A 19057-nucleotide genomic window follows, 5' to 3' on the forward strand; every position below is an offset into this window, starting at 1 on the left:
AAGGATAGCGGGTGGCCTGTCGCCTTACCGGCTCAGTGAAGTGGACCCCACTGTCAAGACAGAAAGAGTGTTGCTTTATCGCCTGGTTCGTCCTCGAGGACCAGGTTCGCGAGGATGCGGCGGAGATGGTCGCCGCCCTGAAGGCGCTGGGCATCCGGGTAGAACTGCTCTCCGGCGACACACCCCAGTCCGCCGGTGAACTTGCCGAGCATCTCGGCATCGACAGCTGGCAGGGCTCGGCAGGCCCGGAGGCGAAACTCGAGCGGATCCGCGCCTGCCAGGAAGCCGGTGAAACCGTCGCCATGGTGGGGGACGGCATCAATGATGTGCCCGTCCTCGCCGGGGCGGACGTATCCATCGCCATGAACGGCGCCACCGACCTGGCGCGAACCAGTGCCGATGCCGTCTTGCTGAGCCCCGTCTCACGCGTATCGTCGAGGCCGTCGAGATCAGCCGGGCCAGCCGACGCATCATCCGCCAGAACCTGATCTGGTCGGTGTGCTACAACGCCTCGGCCCTCCCCTTGGCTGCCATGGGATTTGTCCCGCCATGGCTCGCCGCGCTGGGCATGTCGGCCAGTTCCCTGGTGGTCGTGGGCAATGCCCTGCGGCTGACCCGGTTCCACTCCCGGACATCGGCGACCGCACCGACGACGCGGCTGGTGAACGCATGACCATTCTCTACCTACTCATTCCCCTGCCCCTGATCCTGCTGGGCCTGGCCGTCTGGGCCTTCTTCTGGGCGGTCAAGCACGACCAGTTCGAGGACCTGGAAGGCCCTGCCTATAGCATCCTGTTCGACGAGGATGAGAATGACCTGCCACCGGAAGCACGCGAGAAGCGCCGCCGGCAGAGCCCGCCTGCCGAAGACATCGATTCAGATAAAGGCGCCGAGCGCTGATGGATCCCACCGGCCTCGGACTTTCGCCGCTGGTCGCCGCCTTCGTCTTCGGCCTGCTCGGCGGCGCCCACTGCATCGGCATGTGTGGCGGCATCATGAGTGCACTGACCTTCGCCGTCCCCCCCAGCATGCGCTCGTCTGGTACTCCAGGCGCTGGCGGCGGTGATGCTGATCCTGATGGCGCTCTACATCGCCGGCTGGTGGAATGGGTTACTGAGGGTAGAGGCCCTGGGCAGGCACCTCTGGCGGCGCCTGGAACCCCTGGGTCGCAAGCTGATACCAGTGGTCGAGATTCCCCAGGCCATGGCGCTCGGCGCCGTCTGGGGCTGGCTGCCCTGCGGCCTCGTCTATTCGATGCTCGCCTGGAGCCTGGCAATCGCCGACCCCCTGATGGGTATCGCCCTGATGGGCGCCTTCGGCCTGGGCACCCTGCCGGCCCTGCTGGTCACCGGTCTCGCCGCCCGCCAGCTCGGCGCCCTGATCCGTCATCCGGGGACCCGGAGCCTGGCGGCCATTACCATCATCGGCTTTGCCCTCTGGCAGCTATGGCGCCTGTTGCCCGATCATTCCCTCGCTTGAAAAGCTCACCGCTTGACACAGCTCAACGCCTGGAGCTCACACCAAGGCTAGGATATCGCAGACATCTCACGGCCTGGAGTGCCGCCATGTCCGGCCAAGCGATTTCATCAGACGGCGCGGAGACGTCGCGACTCATTCGAGACCTGATCGGGCAGCGGGGCTATGACATCTGCCGCCCCCACTACCTGACCTACCCTGAGGCACACGCCTTCAGTGACAGCTTCACTGCCGAGGACTTCCAGACGGCGCTGGTGCGAAGCAATACCGCCAAGCGGCCGCTGTCACTGCATGTCCAGACCCCCTTCTGCCGCACTTCCGGTATCGCCGGCACGGGGCCGCAGGTCCAGCTGACGGACACGCGAATGCTGGACGCCTATGTGTCACGGCTGGACCGGGAAATGGTACTGAGCGCGCGCCACCTCGACCACCACCAAGGGGTCCGTCGTTTGCACTGGGGAGGTGCAGGGGCGACCAGTTTCTCCCTCGACCAGATGAGCGATCTCATCAATCGACTCGATGTCCGTTTCGGCCTTACCGAGTCCAGGGAGCGGGACTACGCCATCGAGGTCAACCCTCGGGAAGCCAATGTGCTGACACTGCGCCATCTGCAGGCGCTGGGGTTCAATCGCCTTATCCTGGACATACAGGACCTCGATCCCGCGGCACAGCACACCATCAACCGGATCCTGCCGAGAGCCAAGGTCGAGTTGCTGGTCGATGAGGCCCACCGACTCCACCTCGACGCCCTGACGATGGAGCTGAGGATTGGCCTGCCTTTCCAGACGCCTGACAACCTCGCCGGCACCCTCGAACAGGTCATCGCCATGGCACCGGCGAGAGTGAGAGTCATCCCGCCCCCGCCGAGACCGCAATTTATCCTCAAGGCACTCCGACATCGAGGCCCAGGCCTGTCCGCAACCGACACTGTCCAGACACTGATGATCACGAGCCTGGAAAGGCTTGTGGAGGCCGGCTATGTCCATATCGGCCAAGGGTATTTTGCCCGTCCGGAGGACAGCCTGACCCTCGCCCGCGACCAGGGCAGGTTGACAATGGATCTCCAGGGCTATGCCATCGTGGGCAGCGGAGTCCAGCTGGGCCTCGGTGTGGCGGCCATCTCACGGGTGGATGATGTCTATGCCCGCAACGCCCTGTTCCCGAGCGGCTACGAGCGGGCCCTGGATGCCGGACGACTGGCCACCGCTTGCGGTCGACGACTGAGCTTCGACGAGCGTCTGCGCCGCGACGCGATCGAAGGACTGGTCTGCGACGGGACACTCGACCTGAAGCGGCTCGGCGATACCTTCAGCGTGGATGGCGAAGCCTACCTGGCCGCCTCAGCGTCTTGGCTGGAAGCCCTCGAGCGCGATGGACTGGTGGCAAGACAGGGGCAACAACTCGTGGTAACCGCCGCCGGGCGGATGCTCCTCGGCGACATCATCCGGGCCTTCAGCGCCGATCCAAGGAGAACACGAGGGTCGGGATACTGAGACCTTCTCAGCGCTGACGATGACGTGATAACTTTGCCAGCCGGTAGGAATGCTCCATACTGATCCGACTGTGACACACCTTGCCGGAGCAACTGATGGCAGATACTGCGACTCTGAGGACACGTTCCCTGCTGCAGGAGGCACACTGCCAGACCTGCAGCCTGAGCTCGCTGTGCCTTCCCTTGTCGCTCGAACTCAAGGACATGGACCTGTTCGATGCCATCATCCGCAGGCGCACAACACTGAAGAAGGGCGACACCCTGTTTCGTCAGGAGGTCCCCTTCACCAGCGTCTATGCGGTCCGCTCGGGTAGTCTCAAGCAGGTCTCCAACGAAGGCAGCGGCGACGACCAGCTGACCAACTTCTACCTGCCCAGTGAACTGGTCGGTCTCGATGGCATCGATGAAAAGCGCTATGCCGGCACGGTCATCGCTCTGGAAACCACCACCGTCTGCGAGATCCTCTTCGAGCGACTCGACGCCCTTTCCGAGGCGTTGCCGGAACTTCGCGCCCAGATCTATCGCAGCATGAGCAAGGAGATGCGCGACGATCACCGGATGATGCGCCTGCTGTCCCGCAAGACCGCCGACCAGCGCCTGGCGACCTTTTTCACCAGCCTATCGGACCGCTTCCGGCGAAGGGGCTATTCGCCTTACAGCTTCAGGCTCTCCATGTCCCGCGCCGATATCGGCAACTATCTGGGTCTGGCAGTGGAGACGGTAAGCCGTATCCTCGGACGCTTTCAGTCGCAGGGGCTGGTGGCGGTCTCCGGGCGCGAGGTGCATATCCTGGACCTCGCCTCCCTGGCCCTGGTGGCCGACGAGGAAGGCTGCCGCTAGGCTCGGCACTGGTCACTCATTGAGGATATCGATCCGGTCGGCGAGCCGCCTGGCCTGCTTCTCCTCCAGGCCTGCGAAGTCGAAAAGGTCACGGTCGGCGAGTTGAGAGGGTGCCACCTTGGTCACCGCCTTGAACATGCTCTCCAGGCGACCGGGGTGCTTCTTCTCCCATTCGGCCAGCATTTCCTTCACTACCTGCCTCTGCAGGTTGGGCTGCGACCCGCAGAGGTTGCAGGGAATGATCGGAAAGTCCATCAGGTGGGAAAACTCGGCAATATCGGCCTCCCGACAATAGGCCAGGGGCCGGATGACGATGTTCCTGCCATCATCGGACAGCAACTTGGGCGGCATCGCCTTGAGGCTGCCACCGAAGAAGAGGTTGAGAAACAGAGTCTCGAGGATATCCTCCCGGTGATGCCCCAGGGCGATCTTGGTCGCCCCGATCTCTTCGGCGAAGCCATAGAGGGAGCCACGCCGCAATCGCGAGCACAGGGCGCAGGTCGTCTTGCCTTCCGGAGTCTTCTCCTTGACCACCGAGTAGGTATCGCGCTCGAGGATGTGATACTCGACACCGATGCCCTCCAGGTAGTCAGGCAACACCTGCTCGGGGAACCCGGGCTGCTTCTGGTCAAGATTGACGGCCACCAGGGAGAAATCGACAGGCGCATTGCGCTGCAGGTTCCTGAGGATCTCGAGCATGGTGTAGCTGTCCTTGCCACCGGACAGGCAGACCATCACCTTGTCGCCGTCACGGATCATGCCGTAGTCGATGATGGCGTTACCGGTCTGCCGCCTCAGGCGCTTGTGCAGCTTGTTGAACTCGCGACGCCCCTTTGCCCCCAAGGGGTCTGATAGCGGGGGCACCTTGTGCTCGTCGAGAGGCCTGTCAGTGGCGTGAGGCGTATGAAGTAGGACATCCTGCATGGGGGTAGCGCTGCCAGTGCATCTGCAAATAAGGGCGATAGCTTACCACCCAGCCTGCTTTCCCGCGATGCTGCCACCTCTCTCGGATGCCAACATGGCACCCCGTGTCAGTCGCAGATACATCAGCGCCGTGGTCACGGCAACTCCCAGCGGAGTTCGACAATCCGTCATCGATACATCGAGGGTCCGAGCCACCTCATCGAAACGCAATATCGGCTCGATTTCGGGATGGCGGCGGCGCAACTGCCGAACATAGTTATGGCGGATATCGATACCGGCATTGGGTAGATCGAAGCCGAACCGCGGACGCAGTTCACGATTGAGTGATTCCAGGGCATGGCCCAGTCGCCAGCCGACTAGTGGACGATTGCCGATGAAGTCCAGCAACTGCGCGAGGGCAAGACCGACGGGGAGCCCGTCTTCCAGATCGATACCCCGTAGGCCATGGCGGCGAATCGACTCGGCGGTGAGACTCGCCGGGCGAGCCAGCCGAAGGTCGAGTGACTCACTGAGCCGCAGACGCTCGCCACGGAGTCTCACCGCGGCAATCGACACCAGGTCAGCATGGCGGGCATCCAGGCCGGTGGTCTGTACATTGATCGCCACCACCTCATCGCCCATATAGGGGAGGAATAACCAGCCATAGTCACCACCGGCCTGTCGGCGACGGTCCTTGACCCGACGCAGTACCTTGAGCATGGATGGCTCCAATGCAGGATTGATCCGTCGAGACGACGGCCGCGATTCAGGAATACTCCAGATGAAAGCGATGGGAGATCCTGAACCACGACGCGATCAGGCGTGCTGCCTAGCTCCTGATCGCCATCCAGTCGGGACAGCTGCTGCCTGAGACGCAATTCGGTGAACAGCGACAGCGCCTCGCCCAGATCCTCGGCGAAACTCGCTTCGAGCCGGCCGTCTTCGACCAGGGCATCGAGACGTTCGAGTGTCGAGGTGACGCGAATACCTCGCTCGAGCGCCATGGTCCTGACACCGTGAACGATGGGAAAGATACCCCCCTTCTTGATGTCGATCCCGTGCTGGGGTTTCTTCAGGGAGCCGAACAGCGTCAATGGAGTCGAGAAGCGCAGGGCCGTCCGGGCGAAATAGGACAGCAATATCTCATCCCGAGAACAACGCTCGAAAAGCTCATCCCGCACTCGATCGAGCAAGGCCGGGTTGCCCGCCACGGAATGCGAATCGAGCATGATGGCCAGGTTCATCAGGCTGTCGCCGTCCCGACCGGCCGCCCACTGGGCGATCCGTCCCCGCCACTCGCTCTCGGTACCCACCCATTCCGGGTTGGATACCATGATATTGCCGGGACAGGGCGGGTAGCCGAGTTCGATCAGTGTCTCCGTCAGGCGCTGCATGGACTCGTGACAATCAGGCCAGTGGATGTCATCGGACAGGATCAGGCCATTGTCCTGATCGGTCTTGAGGATCTGCTCACCCCTGCCCTCGCTGCCCATCACCATCAGACAGCTATCCTGGTGGTAGGTCTCATCGATCAAAAAGCCCCAGGCCTTGTTCATGATGCGACCGTTCAGGGCGGCCAGCAGCCCCATCGCGAAACGCAGCTTGACCCCCTGGGCCATCAGCGCCTGAACGAGTTCCGGCGTACTGTGGCTGGCGGCCGAAAGCGCTTCCAGGCTGCCGGCCTGTTCCACCTTGAAGCGAGTCATCACGACCAGGACCTCGAAAAGGTACTGGTCGGGTTTCACCGTGATCAGTTCGAAATGCGCAACCGCCTCGACCCGACTGTTCTGATCACGGCCGTCGAATACCAGGGCATTGAGGAGGTCGGTCTTGGTGATCATTCCCGCCCCTTGTTCACCCTCTACCAGGAGACTGTCGGCATGGCTGTCACGCAGGGTGCCCACCGCCTCGGCGATGGTGGTGTCGGCGTTGACCAACAGCGGCTCCCGCATGCAATCGCTGACCTTGGCCAGCATGAAACCCGCCATGGTCATGCCACCCTCGGCGCGTTGTTCGGTCAGCAAGCGTGTCTTGTGGGCAAGAGTCTGGCGAAAGAATTCAGCGAAGGAGGGAAAGTCATCGCAGAGCTTCAGGAACAACGCCTTGGGCATCAGGTAACAAAGACTCTCCTGCTCGGCACGAAACCGGTAACGACTCTTGCCGTTGAGGATGCTGATGGCCCCGAACAGATCACCCTGGGTGTAATGGCCGATGCGCTCACGCGCACTGGGCTGGGTGGTATCGATCTCGGATACGTCACCCTTGTGGATGATGAAGACGAATTCGCCCGGCTGGCTCGCCTCCAGAATAATCTCGTCGCGATCGTAGTAGCCCAGGTCGACACCACCCCGGATCCGGTCACGTGCCTCCTCATCGAGAAAGGAAAAAGGAGGTTGTGAAAGATCGATATCGACCATGGCACTGTCCTCGTCAGGCGGTGGCAAGGCATTCGCTGAGTGCCAAGCGCCGGAAATGATGTCAAGCCCCCGGGAAGGATACCGGGAGCCGCTCATCCGACTATTGGTGTACCTGCGCGTATTGGTGTACAAGCGCGGATGGTGTACATGCGCGAATTGGTATACATGCGCGGCATGCGCTGAGTAGGGGAGCAGCCTCCAGGTACCCACGGGACGAGCATTAACAGGATGACCATCCGAGGATAACAAGACACCCTTTCCCCAAGACAGCTAGACCATCGTTCAAGGCAGACACCTGCGAAACCACCCAGCCACCGTGACATGACCATGACCTTCGTCACCGACGGGCAGGATAAAGGCTCCCCCTGTGTCGGAGAAAGACCTAGACAATCGTCCTATGGAGGGCAATCGAACGAGCAGGGCATCAGGGAAATTAGCATCATAAGATACTGATTATATTGCATAGTTCAAAGAATCTTCTTATGAGATTTTCCTCATGATCCGAAAGTCTGGGATTTATTTTTCACGGTTCTTGCCCACTATTGCCGATGAGTCATTCAGGGCAATCGCAGGTCGCTCAGCACACGTTCATTGCCTTAGCGGAATGTCTTGATCGTGTCACCATCGAGAGAGAGGCAATGAGGATAAAGGGACATCATCCTTTTTCCTGGTAGCTGTATCTTTCCGGCACGACATTCCGGCACGACATTCCCCCCGCGGTGCGACATCGGGAGACAGGTTCACGGTTTGCGAAACGTGCCATTGCTCTGATCAACCCACGACAACTCACTGGGCAACTTCTCAACCCAACAAAGTGGAGTGCAGCACTATATCGGCATCGCGATCTGGGCCCGTGCCGGATCGACCAAGGACTTCTATGTCGCCGGGGGCGGCGTGCATCCGATCACCAACGGCATGGCCACCGCCGCCGACTGGATGTCGGCGGCCTCCTTCATCTCCATGGCCGGCCTGCTGGCCTCCGGGGGCTATGCCAACTCTACCTTCCTGATGGGCTGGACCGGGGGCTACGTCATCCTGGCCATGCTGCTGGCGCCCTACCTGCGCAAGTTCGGCAAGTTCACGATGCCCGACTTTATCGGTGACCGCTTCTACAGCAACACGGCGCGCCTGGTGGCGGTCATCTGCCTGGTCGTGGCCTCCGTGACCTACGTCATCGGCCAGATGACCGGTGCCGGCGTGGCCTTCTCGCGCTTCCTGGAAGTCAGCAACACCTGGGGGATCTGGATTGCCGCCTTCATCGTCTTCCTCTATGCGGTATTCGGTGGCATGAAGGGCATCACCTACACCCAGGTGGCTCAATACGTGGTGCTGATCGTCGCCTACACCATCCCGGCTGTGTTCATCTCCCTGGAGCTGACCGGCAACCCCATTCCCGGGCTGGGCCTGTTCAGCACCCACACCGAGTCCGGTGTGCCGCTGCTGGCGAAGCTGGATGACGTGATCAATGCACTGGGCTTCCGCGACTACACGGCCGACGTCGACAACAAGCTGAACATGGTGCTGTTCACCATGTCCCTGATGGTCGGTACCGCGGGCCTGCCCCACGTCATCATCCGCTTCTTCACCGTCCCGAGGGTGGCCGATGCGCGCTGGTCCGCCGGCTGGGCACTGGTCTTCATCGCCTTGCTCTACCTGACCGCGCCCGCCGTGGGTTCCATGGCACGCCTGAACCTGATGACCACCGTCTATCCGGACATGGCCGGCCAGGTCGAGAGCTACGAGGACGCTGCCAACAACCCCATCCTCTATGCCGATCGTCCCGAGTGGGTCCGGACCTGGGAAGAGACAATCTGATCACCTTCGATGACAAGAACGGCGACGGTCGCATCCAGGTCTACAACGACGGCAACGAGGACTTCGCCGAGACGGAAGAGGCGCGTGGCTGGAACGGCAGCGAGTTGACCGTCAATAACGACATCCTGGTACTGGCCAACCCGGAGATCGCCAACCTTCCCGGCTGGGTCATCGGCCTGATCGCCGCCGGCGGTATCGCCGCGGCACTGTCCACGGCAGCGGGTCTGCTGCTGGCCATCTCATCGGCCATCAGTCATGACTTGATCAAGACCATGATCAACCCGAAGATCTCCGAGAAGGGTGAGATGCTGGCGGCCCGGATCTCCATGGGCGGCGCCATCCTCCTGGCGACCTACCTGGGGTTGAATCCTCCCGGTTTCGCGGCGCAGACGGTGGCGCTGGCCTTCGGTATCGCCGGTGCCTCGTTGTTCCCGGTACTGATGATGGGCATCTTCTCCAAGCGGGTGAACAGCAAGGGCGCCGTTGCCGGCATGCTGACCGGCCTGTGCACCACCCTGGTGTACATCTTCACCTACCTGGGTTGGCTCTTCATTCCGGGCACCAACATGCTGCCCAACACGCCGGATAACTGGATCCTCGGCATCTCGCCGCTGCCCTTCGGTGCGGTGGGCGCAATGTTCAACTTCGCAGTGGCCTTCGCGGTTTCCTACGCCACCGAAGAACCTCCGCAGGAAATCCAGGACCTGGTGGAAAGCGTTCGCTTCCCGAAAGGCGCTGGCATCGCCATCGACCACTAGGCCATAATGGTCACCCGGCCCGGTCACTCCGGGCCGGACAACACCACTCGATCGGGCTTCCTCAGGGAAGCCCGATCGCTTTCAGGAAGGTTGACTATGGTATGGCACCTGATCGCGGCAATCTTTGCCGGCCTGGCGGCGGCAGGGATCGGCCTGACGCTGCGCGTCATCAGCGGCAAACGGCTACCGCGCTGGATCGTTCCCGTCTTTGCCGACCTGGGCATGCTGGCCTACCAGATACACCATGAGTACTCTTGGTTCAGCTACAAGCAGCAGCAGCTACCCGACTCGACCGAGATAGTCTCCTTCGAGAAGGGCGGCGCCTTCTGGCGACCCTGGACCTATATGTTCCCGATGACCATCTCGTTCAGCGTCGTCGATACCGCCAACCTGCGCGCCAGGGAAACGGATGATCAACGCCTGGTGGAATTCATCCTTTACCGATTCAAGAAGGAGTACGTGGACCAGGTGAGCCAGCAGGCCTGGCTGATGAACTGCGCGACCCGGGAAATGCTGCCACTCGAGGGAGAAGCGCGGACCTCGCGCACCGATGAGATGCGACGCTTCGAGCAGTCCAGCCCGCTCTTCCACGCCATCTGCAAGGAGAGCTGACCCGACGTCTCTTCACCGCCGGCTGCCCCGACAGCCTGCTAGAATGGGCGCATCCGGAAGGGAGAAGAGTGCATGTTCGCCGGTTGGCTATTGATCTCCATTTCACTGGTCTACATTGCCGTGCTCTTCGCCATCGCCTGGCGGGGAGACCGTCACGCGAGGCGACACGGAGCCACGCGACGGCGCCCGATCATCTATATCCTGGCACTCGCCATCTATTGCACGTCCTGGACCTTCCATGGGGCCGTGGGTCAGGCCGCCACCGCTGGCTGGTCCTTTGCCAGCATCTATGTGGGTCCGATCCTCACCTTCCTGTTGTTCTGGCCGGTGCTGGCCAAGATGATCCGTGTCGCCAAACACCAGAACGTGACCTCGATCGCCGACTTCATCGCCTCGCGTTACGGCAAGACCCAATCCCTGGCCGCCTTCGCCAGCCTGGTGGCACTGGTCGGCACCCTGCCCTATATCGCCCTGCAGCTGAAGGCCGTGTCGACCTCCTTCAGTGTGCTCACCGATGCCAGTGACATTACCCAAACCCCGCTGTTCGCCGATACCGCCTTCTATGTCGCGGTGGTCATGGCGGTCTTCGCCATCCTCTTCGGAACCCGACACACCGATGCCACTGAGCACCACGAGGGGCTGATCCACGCCGTGGCCTTCGAGTCGCTGGTCAAGCTGATCGCCTTCCTGGTACTCGGTGCCTACGTCACCTGGGGCATGTTCGATGGCCTGGGCGACCTCCTGGGCCGCGCCGAGGCCCAACTCGCGCTGCAAAGGCAACTCGCCGAGCAGGACTTCGGCCAGAGCTTCTGGGCCCAGACACTGCTGGCCATGCTGGCGATCCTCTGCCTGCCACGCCAGTTCCATGTGGCCGTGGTGGAGAACACCCACAAGGATGATGCCACCAAGGCACGCTGGCTGTTTCCGCTCTACCTGGTGGCCTTCGCCTTCTTCGTGATTCCGCTGGCGGCTGCCGGCCTGACCCTCTTCGGTGACAGTGGCATCGAGGCCGATACCTATGTGCTGGCCTTGCCGATGGCCGCAGGCAGCGAGTGGCTGACCCTGCTGACCTTCATCGGGGGCTTCTCGGCCGCCACCGGCATGGTGATCGTGGCGGCCGTCGCGGTATCGATCATGATCTCCAACGAGATCGTCATCCCGGCGCTTTTCCGGCTGCGCTGGTTCGACACCAAGGCACGCGACTACGGCAGGCTGGTCTTGCGCACAAGGCGCATCACCATCGCCGCCATCCTCGCCATGGCCTATGGCTTCTATCAGTTGATCGGCGAATTCACCTCCCTGGCGGCCATCGGCATGCTCTCGTTTGCTGCCGCCGCCCAGTTCGCCCCGGCCTTGATCGGCGGCCTGTACTGGAAACGCGGCAATCGCCTGGGCGTGATCGCGGGCATGAACGCGGGCTTCGGTATCTGGGCCTACAGCCTGTTGATGCCTGCCATGATCTCGGCCGGTGTCCTGCCGGACCACTGGATGGATGGCGGCCCCCTGGGCTTGGCATGGCTGACGCCGACCTCCCTGTTCGGCCTCCATGTCGGTGACGGTTTCACCCATGGCGTCATGCTGTCGCTGGGCGTGAACCTCTTCTGCTACATCTTCATCTCGCAGGTCACCTCCCAGCGCGTGGTGGAACGCATCCAGGCATCCCTCTTCGTCGACAGCGTCGAGACCCGCCAGACCTCGGTCAACCGGCCCTGGACGGGCGCCACCACCGTTGGCGATCTCAAGGTGCTGTGCGAACGCTTCCTGGGTGCCGGTCAGGTCAGTCGCGCCTTCGACGACTATGCACGACGCATCGGCAAGCCCCTGGAGGACAACACCCGGGCCTCCATCGACATCATCCAGTTCACCGAACGTTTCCTCGCCTCGGTGCTCGGTGCGTCCTCGGCACGCATCGTGGTCAACTCGGCACTCCAGGGTCGGGGTATCGGCATTTCCGATGTGATCTCCATCGTCGACGAAGCCTCCCAGGTGCTGGAATTCAATCGTGCCCTGCTGCAGGCCACCATAGAGAACATCAATCAGGGCATCAGCGTGGTCGACCAGAACCTGCGCCTGGTGGTGTGGAATCAGCGCTACCTGGAACTCTTCCGCTTCCCCGACCACCTGATCCGGGTCGGTGCCCCCATCGACCGGATCTTCCGCTACAACGCCCACAGCGGCGAATACGGCCCCGGCGACCCCGAAGAACACGTCACCCTCTTGATCGATAACATCCGCAAGGGCCACCCCCATCGCTATGTCCGCTATCGCCAGGACGGCAGCGTGCTGGAGGTCCAGGGGAATCCCATGCCCGGTGGCGGCTTCGTCTACACCTACCAGGACATTACCCAGCAGAAGCGCATCGAGGAGGCCTTGATCCACTCGGAAAACAACATTCGCATCTACACGGATAACGTTCCCGCGCTGATCGCCTACTTCGACAAGGAGCGCCGCTACCTCTTCACCAACCGGGCCTATGAGCAGACCTTCGGCATCGATCGCAACACCGTCATCGGCAAGCATTTGGAGAATGTCATCCCGGCGGACATGGCCCGGGAGCGTGAACCCTGGATCAGACGCGCCCTGGCCGGCGAGAGGGTCAGCTTCGAGGTCTCTCTCACTCTTCCGGAAGGCACCCGCTACATGCTGGTGACCTACACCCCTCACCTCGGAGACAGCGGCACCATCCTGGGGTTCTTCGCCCTCTACCAGGACATCACCGAGCGTCGCCTGGCGGAAGTCGCCCTCAAGGAGACCAACGAGACCCTCGAAGAACGCGTTCGAGAACGGACCCAGGCACTCTCGGAAGCCAACGCCGCCCTGCGACAGGAAAACCGGGTGCGTGCCGAGGCCGAGCTGGCCCTGCGACAGGCCAAGCAGCTGGCCGAGGATGCCAATGCCTCCAAGACACGCTTCCTTGCCGCCGCCAGCCATGACCTCCTGCAGCCACTCAATGCCGCTCGACTCTTCACCTCGGCACTCGCCCAGGAGATGGACGCCAAGGACATGAAGCGCACCATCGGCCATATCGACAATTCACTCCAGGCCGCCGAGGAGTTGCTGGGCACCCTGCTGGACATCTCCAAGCTGGATGCCGGGGCCCTGACGCCCAGGCGCAGCCATTTCGCACTGGCGGACATCTTCCGGCCATTACGCGCCGAGTTCGAGGTAATGGCCGAGGATCGTGGACTGGACCTGGAGGTGGTCCCCACCCGGAGCTGGGTAGACAGCGACCCCCAGATGCTGCGCCGGATCATCCAGAACTTTCTGTCCAACGCCATTCGCTACACCCAGGAGGGTCGAGTGCTGCTGGGGTGTCGTCGCCATGGCGACAGGTTGACCATTGAGGTCTGGGACAGTGGTCCGGGGATTCCCGAGTCCAAGCAGTCCGAGATCTTCCAGGAATTCCGGCGGTTGGACCAGGCCTCCCGTCACAAGGAGAGCGAGAAGGGGCTGGGCCTGGGACTATCGATTGCCGACCGCATGAGTCGCGTCCTCGACCATCCGATCCGCGTCCGTTCCTGGCAGGCGTTCGGCACCATGTTCTCGGTCAGTGTTCCGATCGTCGAGGCGCGGAGCGAAACCCGACCGGACGGCGAGGACTCGCCCCGACGCGCAGCAGGCAACAAACTGTTCAATACACGGATCCTGTGTATCGATAACGAGACCCTGATTCTGGAAGGGATGAAGGCGATGCTCACCGGCTGGGGTTGCGAGGTCTTCACCGCCACCAGCATAGGGGGGGCCAAGTCGGTATTGCGTCATCTCGATGGGGATCCGGATGCCGTGCTTGCCGACTACCACCTGGACAATGAAGTGACCGGCCTGATGGCCCTGGAGGCACTGAGCGAACGCTTCCAGAGTGCCGTACCCGGCATTCTGATCACCGCCGATCGCACCGAGGAAGTGGCCGAGGAAATCCGCCGCGCGGGCTACCAGCTGCTCCTCAAGCCGGTTCGCCCCGCCGCCCTGCGCGCCCTGCTCACGCGGACCCTGCAGGCGAGCCGGGCGCCTAGCGCCTAGCGCCTAGCGCCTAGATTGACGCTAGGACACCACCTTCGGTGGCTCGACCTCGAGCTTCTGGGCGGCGATCACTGCCTGGGTACGCGAGTGCACGCCCAGCTTGCGCAGGATAGCGGTGACATGGGCCTTGATGGTGGCCTCGGAGACACTCAACTCGTAGGCGATCTGCTTGTTGAGGAGTCCCCCGGTCAGCATGTTGAGCACCCGAAACTGCTGAGGGGTTAGGGAGGCGATCGACTCGGCGAAACGGGTCTCTTCCTCGTCGGATTCCCCCAGCGCCTCGGCGAGTGCCGCGGGCAGCCAGACTTCACCGTCGAGGATCTCCCCGACCGCCTCGGCGATCAGCGCCAGCGACGAGGACTTGGGAATGAAGCCGGAGGCACCGTAGTCGATGGCGCGACGCACCACATGGGGCTCGTCGCTGCCGGATACCACCGCCACCGGGATATCCGGTGTCTGGCCGCGCAACTGGATCAGGCCAGAGAACCCATGAGCACCCGGCATGTGCAGATCGAGCAGTATCAGGTCGGCGTCCGGGTGGCGAATGACCACCTCGGTGGTCGCCTGCATGGTGTCGGACTCCACAATCTCTGCCTGGGGAGCCATCTGGCGAAGCGCCTGGGTAAGGGCCGCACGGAACAACGGATGGTCATCGGCTACGATGAATTTCTGGGCAAAGGCCATGGATCATCCTCCGGTTCCTCGAGCAGCGCGCCGGCGGCCGCCATCATGAGAGATCAAGCGCATGTTACCCCATGTGCAGAGCGATTCCCAAGCACCCGAGCCTAGCGCAGGGCCGGCAACCTCCCTTGCTGATCCGACGTTACCGCTTGGCTTGACACAGGATAAGAAAACGCCGACCCGATGGGCCGGCGTGGGAGGATGCCGTTCGTTGCGTCATCTCGGTGTGATCCGCCCTCGAGAGGCGGATCAACGGCGAGTGAGGATCTCGTCAGGCGTGGCCTCAGCGATTGGCACGATGCTCGATCAGTTCATCAACCACGGAGGGGTCGGCCAGGGTGCTGGTGTCGCCGAGACCATCGCATTCGTTGGCAGCGATCTTGCGCAGTATGCGGCGCATGATCTTGCCCGAGCGAGTCTTGGGCAGATCGACGGCCCATTGAATCACGTCCGGTGAAGCGATGGGGCCGATATCCTTGCGCACCCACTGGGTGAGTTCCTTCTTGAGCTCGTCGCTCGGCTCGAAGTCATCGTTGAGGGTGATGTAGATATAGATGCCCTGCCCCTTGATGTCATGCGGGAAGCCGACCACGGCCGCCTCGGCCACCTTTTCGTGGGCCACCAGCGAGGACTCGATCTCGGAGGTACCCATGCGGTGTCCGGAGACGTTGAGCACATCGTCCACCCGCCCGGTGATCCAGTAGTAGCCGTCCTCATCACGGCGGCAGCCGTCGCCGGTGAAGTACATCCCCTTGTAGTTGGAGAAGTAGGTCTGGACGAAGCGCTCATGGTCGCCCCAGATGGAACGTGCAATCCCCGGCCAAGCATCGAGGATCACCAGGTTACCCTCGGCTTTTCCTTCCAGCAGGTTGCCGTCGTTGTCGACGATACCCGGCTGAACGCCGAACAGCGGCAGCGTGGCGGAACCCGGCTTGAGGTCGGTGGCACCGGGCAGCGGCGAGATTAGGATGCCGCCGTTCTCGGTCTGCCACCAGGTATCGACGACCGGACACTTCGAGTTGCCGATCACCCGATAGTACCACTCCCAGGCCTCGGGGTTGATCGGCTCGCCCACCGAACCGAGCAGCCGCAGGCTGTTGCGGTTACTGGAGGCCATGACGTCATCGCCGTGGGCGCGCAGGGCACGGATGGCGGTGGGGGCGGTATAGAGGATGCTAACCTTGTGCTTGTCGACCACCTCGCCCATGCGGCCGGGTGTCGGATAGTTGGGTACGCCCTCGAACATCAGGGTGGTGCCACCGTTAGCCAGCGGGCCATAGACGATATAGCTGTGGCCGGTGACCCAGCCGACGTCGGCGGTGCACCAGTAGATGTCACCATCGTGGTAGTCGAAGACGTGCTGGTGGGTCTGGGCAACGAACGTCAAGTAGCCACCGGTAGTATGCTTCATGCCCTTGGGCGCGCCCGTGGAGCCCGAGGTGTAGAGGATGAACAGCGGATCCTCGGCGTTCATTTCCTCGACCGGGCAATCGGTGGACTGCTTGTCGACGACGTCGTGATACCAGACGTCGCGACCCTCCTTCCAATCGATCTCGCCGCCGGTGCGCTTGACCACCAGCACCTTCTCGCAAACGTCGGTGCCCTTGCGCGTCAGGGCCGCGTCGACATTGTCCTTGAGCGGTACCTGCTTGCCACCACGCACCGATTCATCGGCGGTGATGATCAGCTTGGAATCGGCACCAATCACGCGCTGGGCCACGGCATCCGGTGAGAAACCGCCGAAGATCACCGAGTGAATCGCCCCGATGCGGGCACAGGCCAGCATCGCAATGGCGGCCTCGGGAATCATCGGCATGTAGAGCGTGACCACATCGCCCTTGCTGACCCCCAACTCCTTGAGTCCGTTGGCCAGCTGGCAGGTCTTCTCGTAAAGCTCACGATAGGTGAGCGTCTTGTCGTTAGCGGGATCGTCACCTTCCCAGATAATTGCCGGCTGGTCACCGCGAGTCTCGAGATGGCGATCGAGGCAGTTGGCACTGGCGTTGAGGGTGCCGTCTTCGAACCAACGAATATCGACGTTGTTCACGTCAAACGATGTGTTCTTGATCTTGGTGGGCGCCTTGATCCAGTCGAGCCGTTTGGCCTGCTCCGCCCAATAGCCCTCAGGGTCCTCGATGGACTGCCGATAGAGCGCCTCATAGTCCGCCTTGTCGATCCAGGCACTTTTCGCCAGCGACTCGGGAACCGGGTAGATGTTCTTGTGCTGCTCAGTCATAAAATAGACCTCATTGATCAGGGAGAGAACCAGGCACAACAGCGTCCGACCGCGTTCTGGTTGAGCGTGCCGGCTCCATGAAAACCGCTTCCAGCATATATGTCTCGACGTGGTCTTCCATTTAGACCTTAGTAGAAAAAAAATATCCTTTTATAACAATGAACTACATGCGCATTTCGTGAAAATCACGGCCGAGATAGACCAAGGTCTGAGCACAGTGTCGGCAGCGATAGCCCCTTCCCTTGAGAGCCAGGCCATGACGGCGAGCGGTGAAGCCGTGTTCACGGCAGCCGCAACGATAACGATAGGGGGCCGGACTCGCTCGGCGGGTATCGAAGCGATGGGCGGCACGGGGCACCAGGCCGAAGAGACGACGCATCACGACCTGCCATTCGCGGCCGTGGGGTCGCGCTCGGTGGCAGTCCTCGAGATGATGCACCAGCCAGTGGGCCATCTCGTGGGGAACCACCTCGACCAGGAAGGTCTCGCGATTCTCGTCGTACAACACCGGATTGAAGCGCAGACCTTCCCGCCCGAAGTGCGCCTGGCCGGCCGACCTGCCGCGCAGGTCACACCACACCCCGGGTCGGGGCAAGCTCGGATGGACCTCTCGACATAATCGCCATGACTCCTCGATACGGGCATGCAAGGCCGCCAGCAGTGCCTGGGGGTCGAGGCCGGCCAGCCGGTCCGGGTCGGGATGGGGGAGCACGGGACGATTCATGGGGTGATAGAATGTCGCCTGGCGCGGCGCACGTAAAGTACCTGAGCCGGAAACGCCAGAGGTGCTGCGCCGCCAGACCACACCGCCCCGAGAGACGACCGATGTCCGATACCTCCCTGCCCCAAGCCCTGCTGGACGATGAGGCCCTGGAACGCCTCGATGATTTTCTCGACTCGGAACGCGTGGATGCCGATGCCCTCGACCTGATCGGCGCCCATGGCTTTCTCGTGGCCCTGGCCGTGGCACCCTGTGATGCAGATCCGGCCACCTGGGTCGCCGAACTCTTCCATGGCGAACCGGCCTTCAGCGATGACACCGAGCGCGAGACCATCCTGGGCCTGCTGGACAAGCTCCGCCGCAATGCCATCGCCGCTCTCGAGCAGGGGCAGCTCCCGGAGCTGCCCATTTCGCTCACCCTCGACGGCCTGCCCGCGGAAGAGACGCCCGTCGGAGACTGGTGCGCCGGCTTCATGGAAGGGGTCTTCCTCGAGGAGGCGGCCTGGTTCGAGGAGGACGAGGAAGCTGCCGCGACTCTGCTGCTGCCCTTCATGGCACTCTCGGGACTGTTCGACGACGAGGCCGACATGGCCGACTTCATCGCCGACACCGCGCGGATGGAGAGCCTGGCCAGCCAGTTGCCGGAACTGATACTGGACCTCTACCTGCATTACCGCGTGCCGCCTGAGACCCCCAAGCCCAAGCCGCGCAAGAAGATACCCGCCGGAAAGGGCGGCAGCCACAGCAGATAAGAGGGAAGAGAAAAGCGGTAGCCCCGGTAAGCGACAGCGCACCGGGCGGCTCCGCCGGATGCGCCTTCGGCTTATCCGGCCTACTCGACTCTAGCGCATCCGCGTCAACAAGCCGTCCAGGCCGCCGAACAACCATTCCTTCAACCGTTGCCAGCGGGGACGTTGGGCCCAGTCTTTCCGGGTAATCTGGCGGCTCGAGGCGAAATTACGCTCGAAGAGGCCGGCCACCTCGGTGGCAAAGCGCCGATCCTCCACTTCCTGGTTCGCTTCCAGATTCCAGTGCAGGCTCCAGTGGTCGAAGTTGCAGGAGCCGATGCTGACCCAGTTGTCGGCC

Annotated in this window: 14 protein-coding genes and 2 pseudogenes; 9 read left to right on the forward strand and 7 right to left on the reverse strand. The window is 62.3% G+C overall.

Annotated elements, in window-relative coordinates; translation table 11 throughout:
• Positions 1 to 11: 11 nt before the first annotated feature.
• The 5 genes and pseudogenes from ACESMD_RS05560 to fnr all read left to right on the forward strand — a co-directional run bounded on the left by ACESMD_RS05560 (position 12) and on the right by fnr (position 3808).
• Positions 12 to 488 (forward strand): HAD-IC family P-type ATPase, encoded by a 477-nt coding sequence (locus ACESMD_RS05560; RefSeq protein WP_372611110.1) that lies wholly within the window; start codon positions 12 to 14, stop codon positions 486 to 488.
• Between the two features lie 181 nt (positions 489 to 669).
• Positions 670 to 900: a cbb3-type cytochrome oxidase assembly protein CcoS gene (gene ccoS, locus ACESMD_RS05565; RefSeq protein ID WP_372611112.1), complete on the forward strand. Its 231-nt coding sequence runs from the start codon at positions 670 to 672 to the stop codon at positions 898 to 900.
• Positions 900 to 1479: pseudogene (locus tag ACESMD_RS05570) on the forward strand (sulfite exporter TauE/SafE family protein). Before ccoS ends, ACESMD_RS05570 begins: the two are co-directional and overlap by 1 nt.
• 86 nt (positions 1480 to 1565) lie before the next feature.
• Complete coding sequence (locus ACESMD_RS05575) at positions 1566 to 2969, forward strand: coproporphyrinogen III oxidase (RefSeq protein WP_372611114.1); 1404 nt, start codon at positions 1566 to 1568, stop codon at positions 2967 to 2969.
• 95 nt (positions 2970 to 3064) lie between these two features.
• Complete coding sequence (gene fnr, locus ACESMD_RS05580; protein ID WP_372611116.1) at positions 3065 to 3808, forward strand: fumarate/nitrate reduction transcriptional regulator Fnr; 744 nt, start codon at positions 3065 to 3067, stop codon at positions 3806 to 3808.
• A gap of 12 nt (positions 3809 to 3820) precedes the next feature.
• On the opposite strand, the gene ttcA is transcribed toward fnr, so the two are convergent.
• Genes ttcA through ACESMD_RS05595 form a run of 3 tightly spaced genes read right to left on the reverse strand, consistent with a single transcriptional unit; the run spans position 3821 to position 7128 of the window.
• On the reverse strand, positions 3821 to 4732 hold the full coding sequence (gene ttcA / locus ACESMD_RS05585; protein WP_372611118.1) for a tRNA 2-thiocytidine(32) synthetase TtcA: 912 nt from the start codon (positions 4730 to 4732) through the stop codon (positions 3821 to 3823).
• A gap of 42 nt (positions 4733 to 4774) precedes the next feature.
• The gene (locus ACESMD_RS05590) at positions 4775 to 5338 is read right to left on the reverse strand and encodes a 3'-5' exonuclease (RefSeq protein ID WP_372611120.1); all 564 of its coding nucleotides are present in this window, start codon (positions 5336 to 5338) and stop codon (positions 4775 to 4777) included.
• A complete protein-coding gene (locus ACESMD_RS05595) occupies positions 5269 to 7128 on the reverse strand; it encodes a DUF294 nucleotidyltransferase-like domain-containing protein (RefSeq protein ID WP_372611122.1) in 1860 nt (619 codons plus the stop codon). The genes ACESMD_RS05590 and ACESMD_RS05595 overlap by 70 nt, the downstream gene beginning before the upstream one ends.
• A gap of 789 nt (positions 7129 to 7917) precedes the next feature.
• On the opposite strand from ACESMD_RS05595, the pseudogene ACESMD_RS05600 reads away from it, so the two are divergent.
• The 3 genes and pseudogenes from ACESMD_RS05600 to ACESMD_RS05610 all read left to right on the forward strand — a co-directional run bounded on the left by ACESMD_RS05600 (position 7918) and on the right by ACESMD_RS05610 (position 14333).
• Positions 7918 to 9701, forward strand: a pseudogene (locus ACESMD_RS05600) (sodium:solute symporter family protein).
• Between the two features lie 96 nt (positions 9702 to 9797).
• Positions 9798 to 10313: a hypothetical protein gene (locus ACESMD_RS05605; protein WP_372611124.1), complete on the forward strand. Its 516-nt coding sequence runs from the start codon at positions 9798 to 9800 to the stop codon at positions 10311 to 10313.
• A gap of 72 nt (positions 10314 to 10385) precedes the next feature.
• The gene (locus ACESMD_RS05610; RefSeq protein ID WP_372611126.1) at positions 10386 to 14333 is read left to right on the forward strand and encodes a NahK/ErcS family hybrid sensor histidine kinase/response regulator; all 3948 of its coding nucleotides are present in this window, start codon (positions 10386 to 10388) and stop codon (positions 14331 to 14333) included.
• Positions 14334 to 14354: 21 nt separating this feature from the next.
• Here the strand turns inward: ACESMD_RS05610 and ACESMD_RS05615 are convergent, their stop codons facing one another.
• The 3 genes from ACESMD_RS05615 to ACESMD_RS05625 form a co-directional block, all read right to left on the reverse strand.
• Positions 14355 to 15017 carry a response regulator gene (locus ACESMD_RS05615; protein ID WP_372611128.1) on the reverse strand — a complete coding sequence of 221 codons (663 nt, stop codon included), beginning with the start codon at positions 15015 to 15017 and terminating at the stop codon, positions 14355 to 14357.
• A gap of 280 nt (positions 15018 to 15297) precedes the next feature.
• Positions 15298 to 17250, reverse strand: a complete 1953-nt coding sequence (gene acs, locus ACESMD_RS05620; protein WP_372611130.1) for an acetate--CoA ligase — start codon at positions 17248 to 17250, stop codon at positions 15298 to 15300.
• A 163-nt stretch (positions 17251 to 17413) separates the two neighbouring features.
• A complete protein-coding gene (locus ACESMD_RS05625; RefSeq protein ID WP_372611132.1) occupies positions 17414 to 17974 on the reverse strand; it encodes a SprT-like domain-containing protein in 561 nt (186 codons plus the stop codon).
• 101 nt (positions 17975 to 18075) lie between these two features.
• Between ACESMD_RS05625 and ACESMD_RS05630 the strand changes: the two genes are divergently transcribed.
• Positions 18076 to 18723: a YecA family protein gene (locus tag ACESMD_RS05630; RefSeq protein ID WP_372611134.1), complete on the forward strand. Its 648-nt coding sequence runs from the start codon at positions 18076 to 18078 to the stop codon at positions 18721 to 18723.
• A 90-nt stretch (positions 18724 to 18813) separates the two neighbouring features.
• Here ACESMD_RS05630 and ACESMD_RS05635 read toward each other — a convergent pair.
• On the reverse strand, positions 18814 to 19057 hold a 244-nt coding region (locus ACESMD_RS05635), incomplete at its 5' end, for a phospholipase D-like domain-containing protein (RefSeq protein ID WP_372611136.1).

It is taken from the genome of Halomonas sp. (assembly GCF_041689495.1).
Classification (GTDB): domain Bacteria; phylum Pseudomonadota; class Gammaproteobacteria; order Pseudomonadales; family Halomonadaceae; genus Halomonas.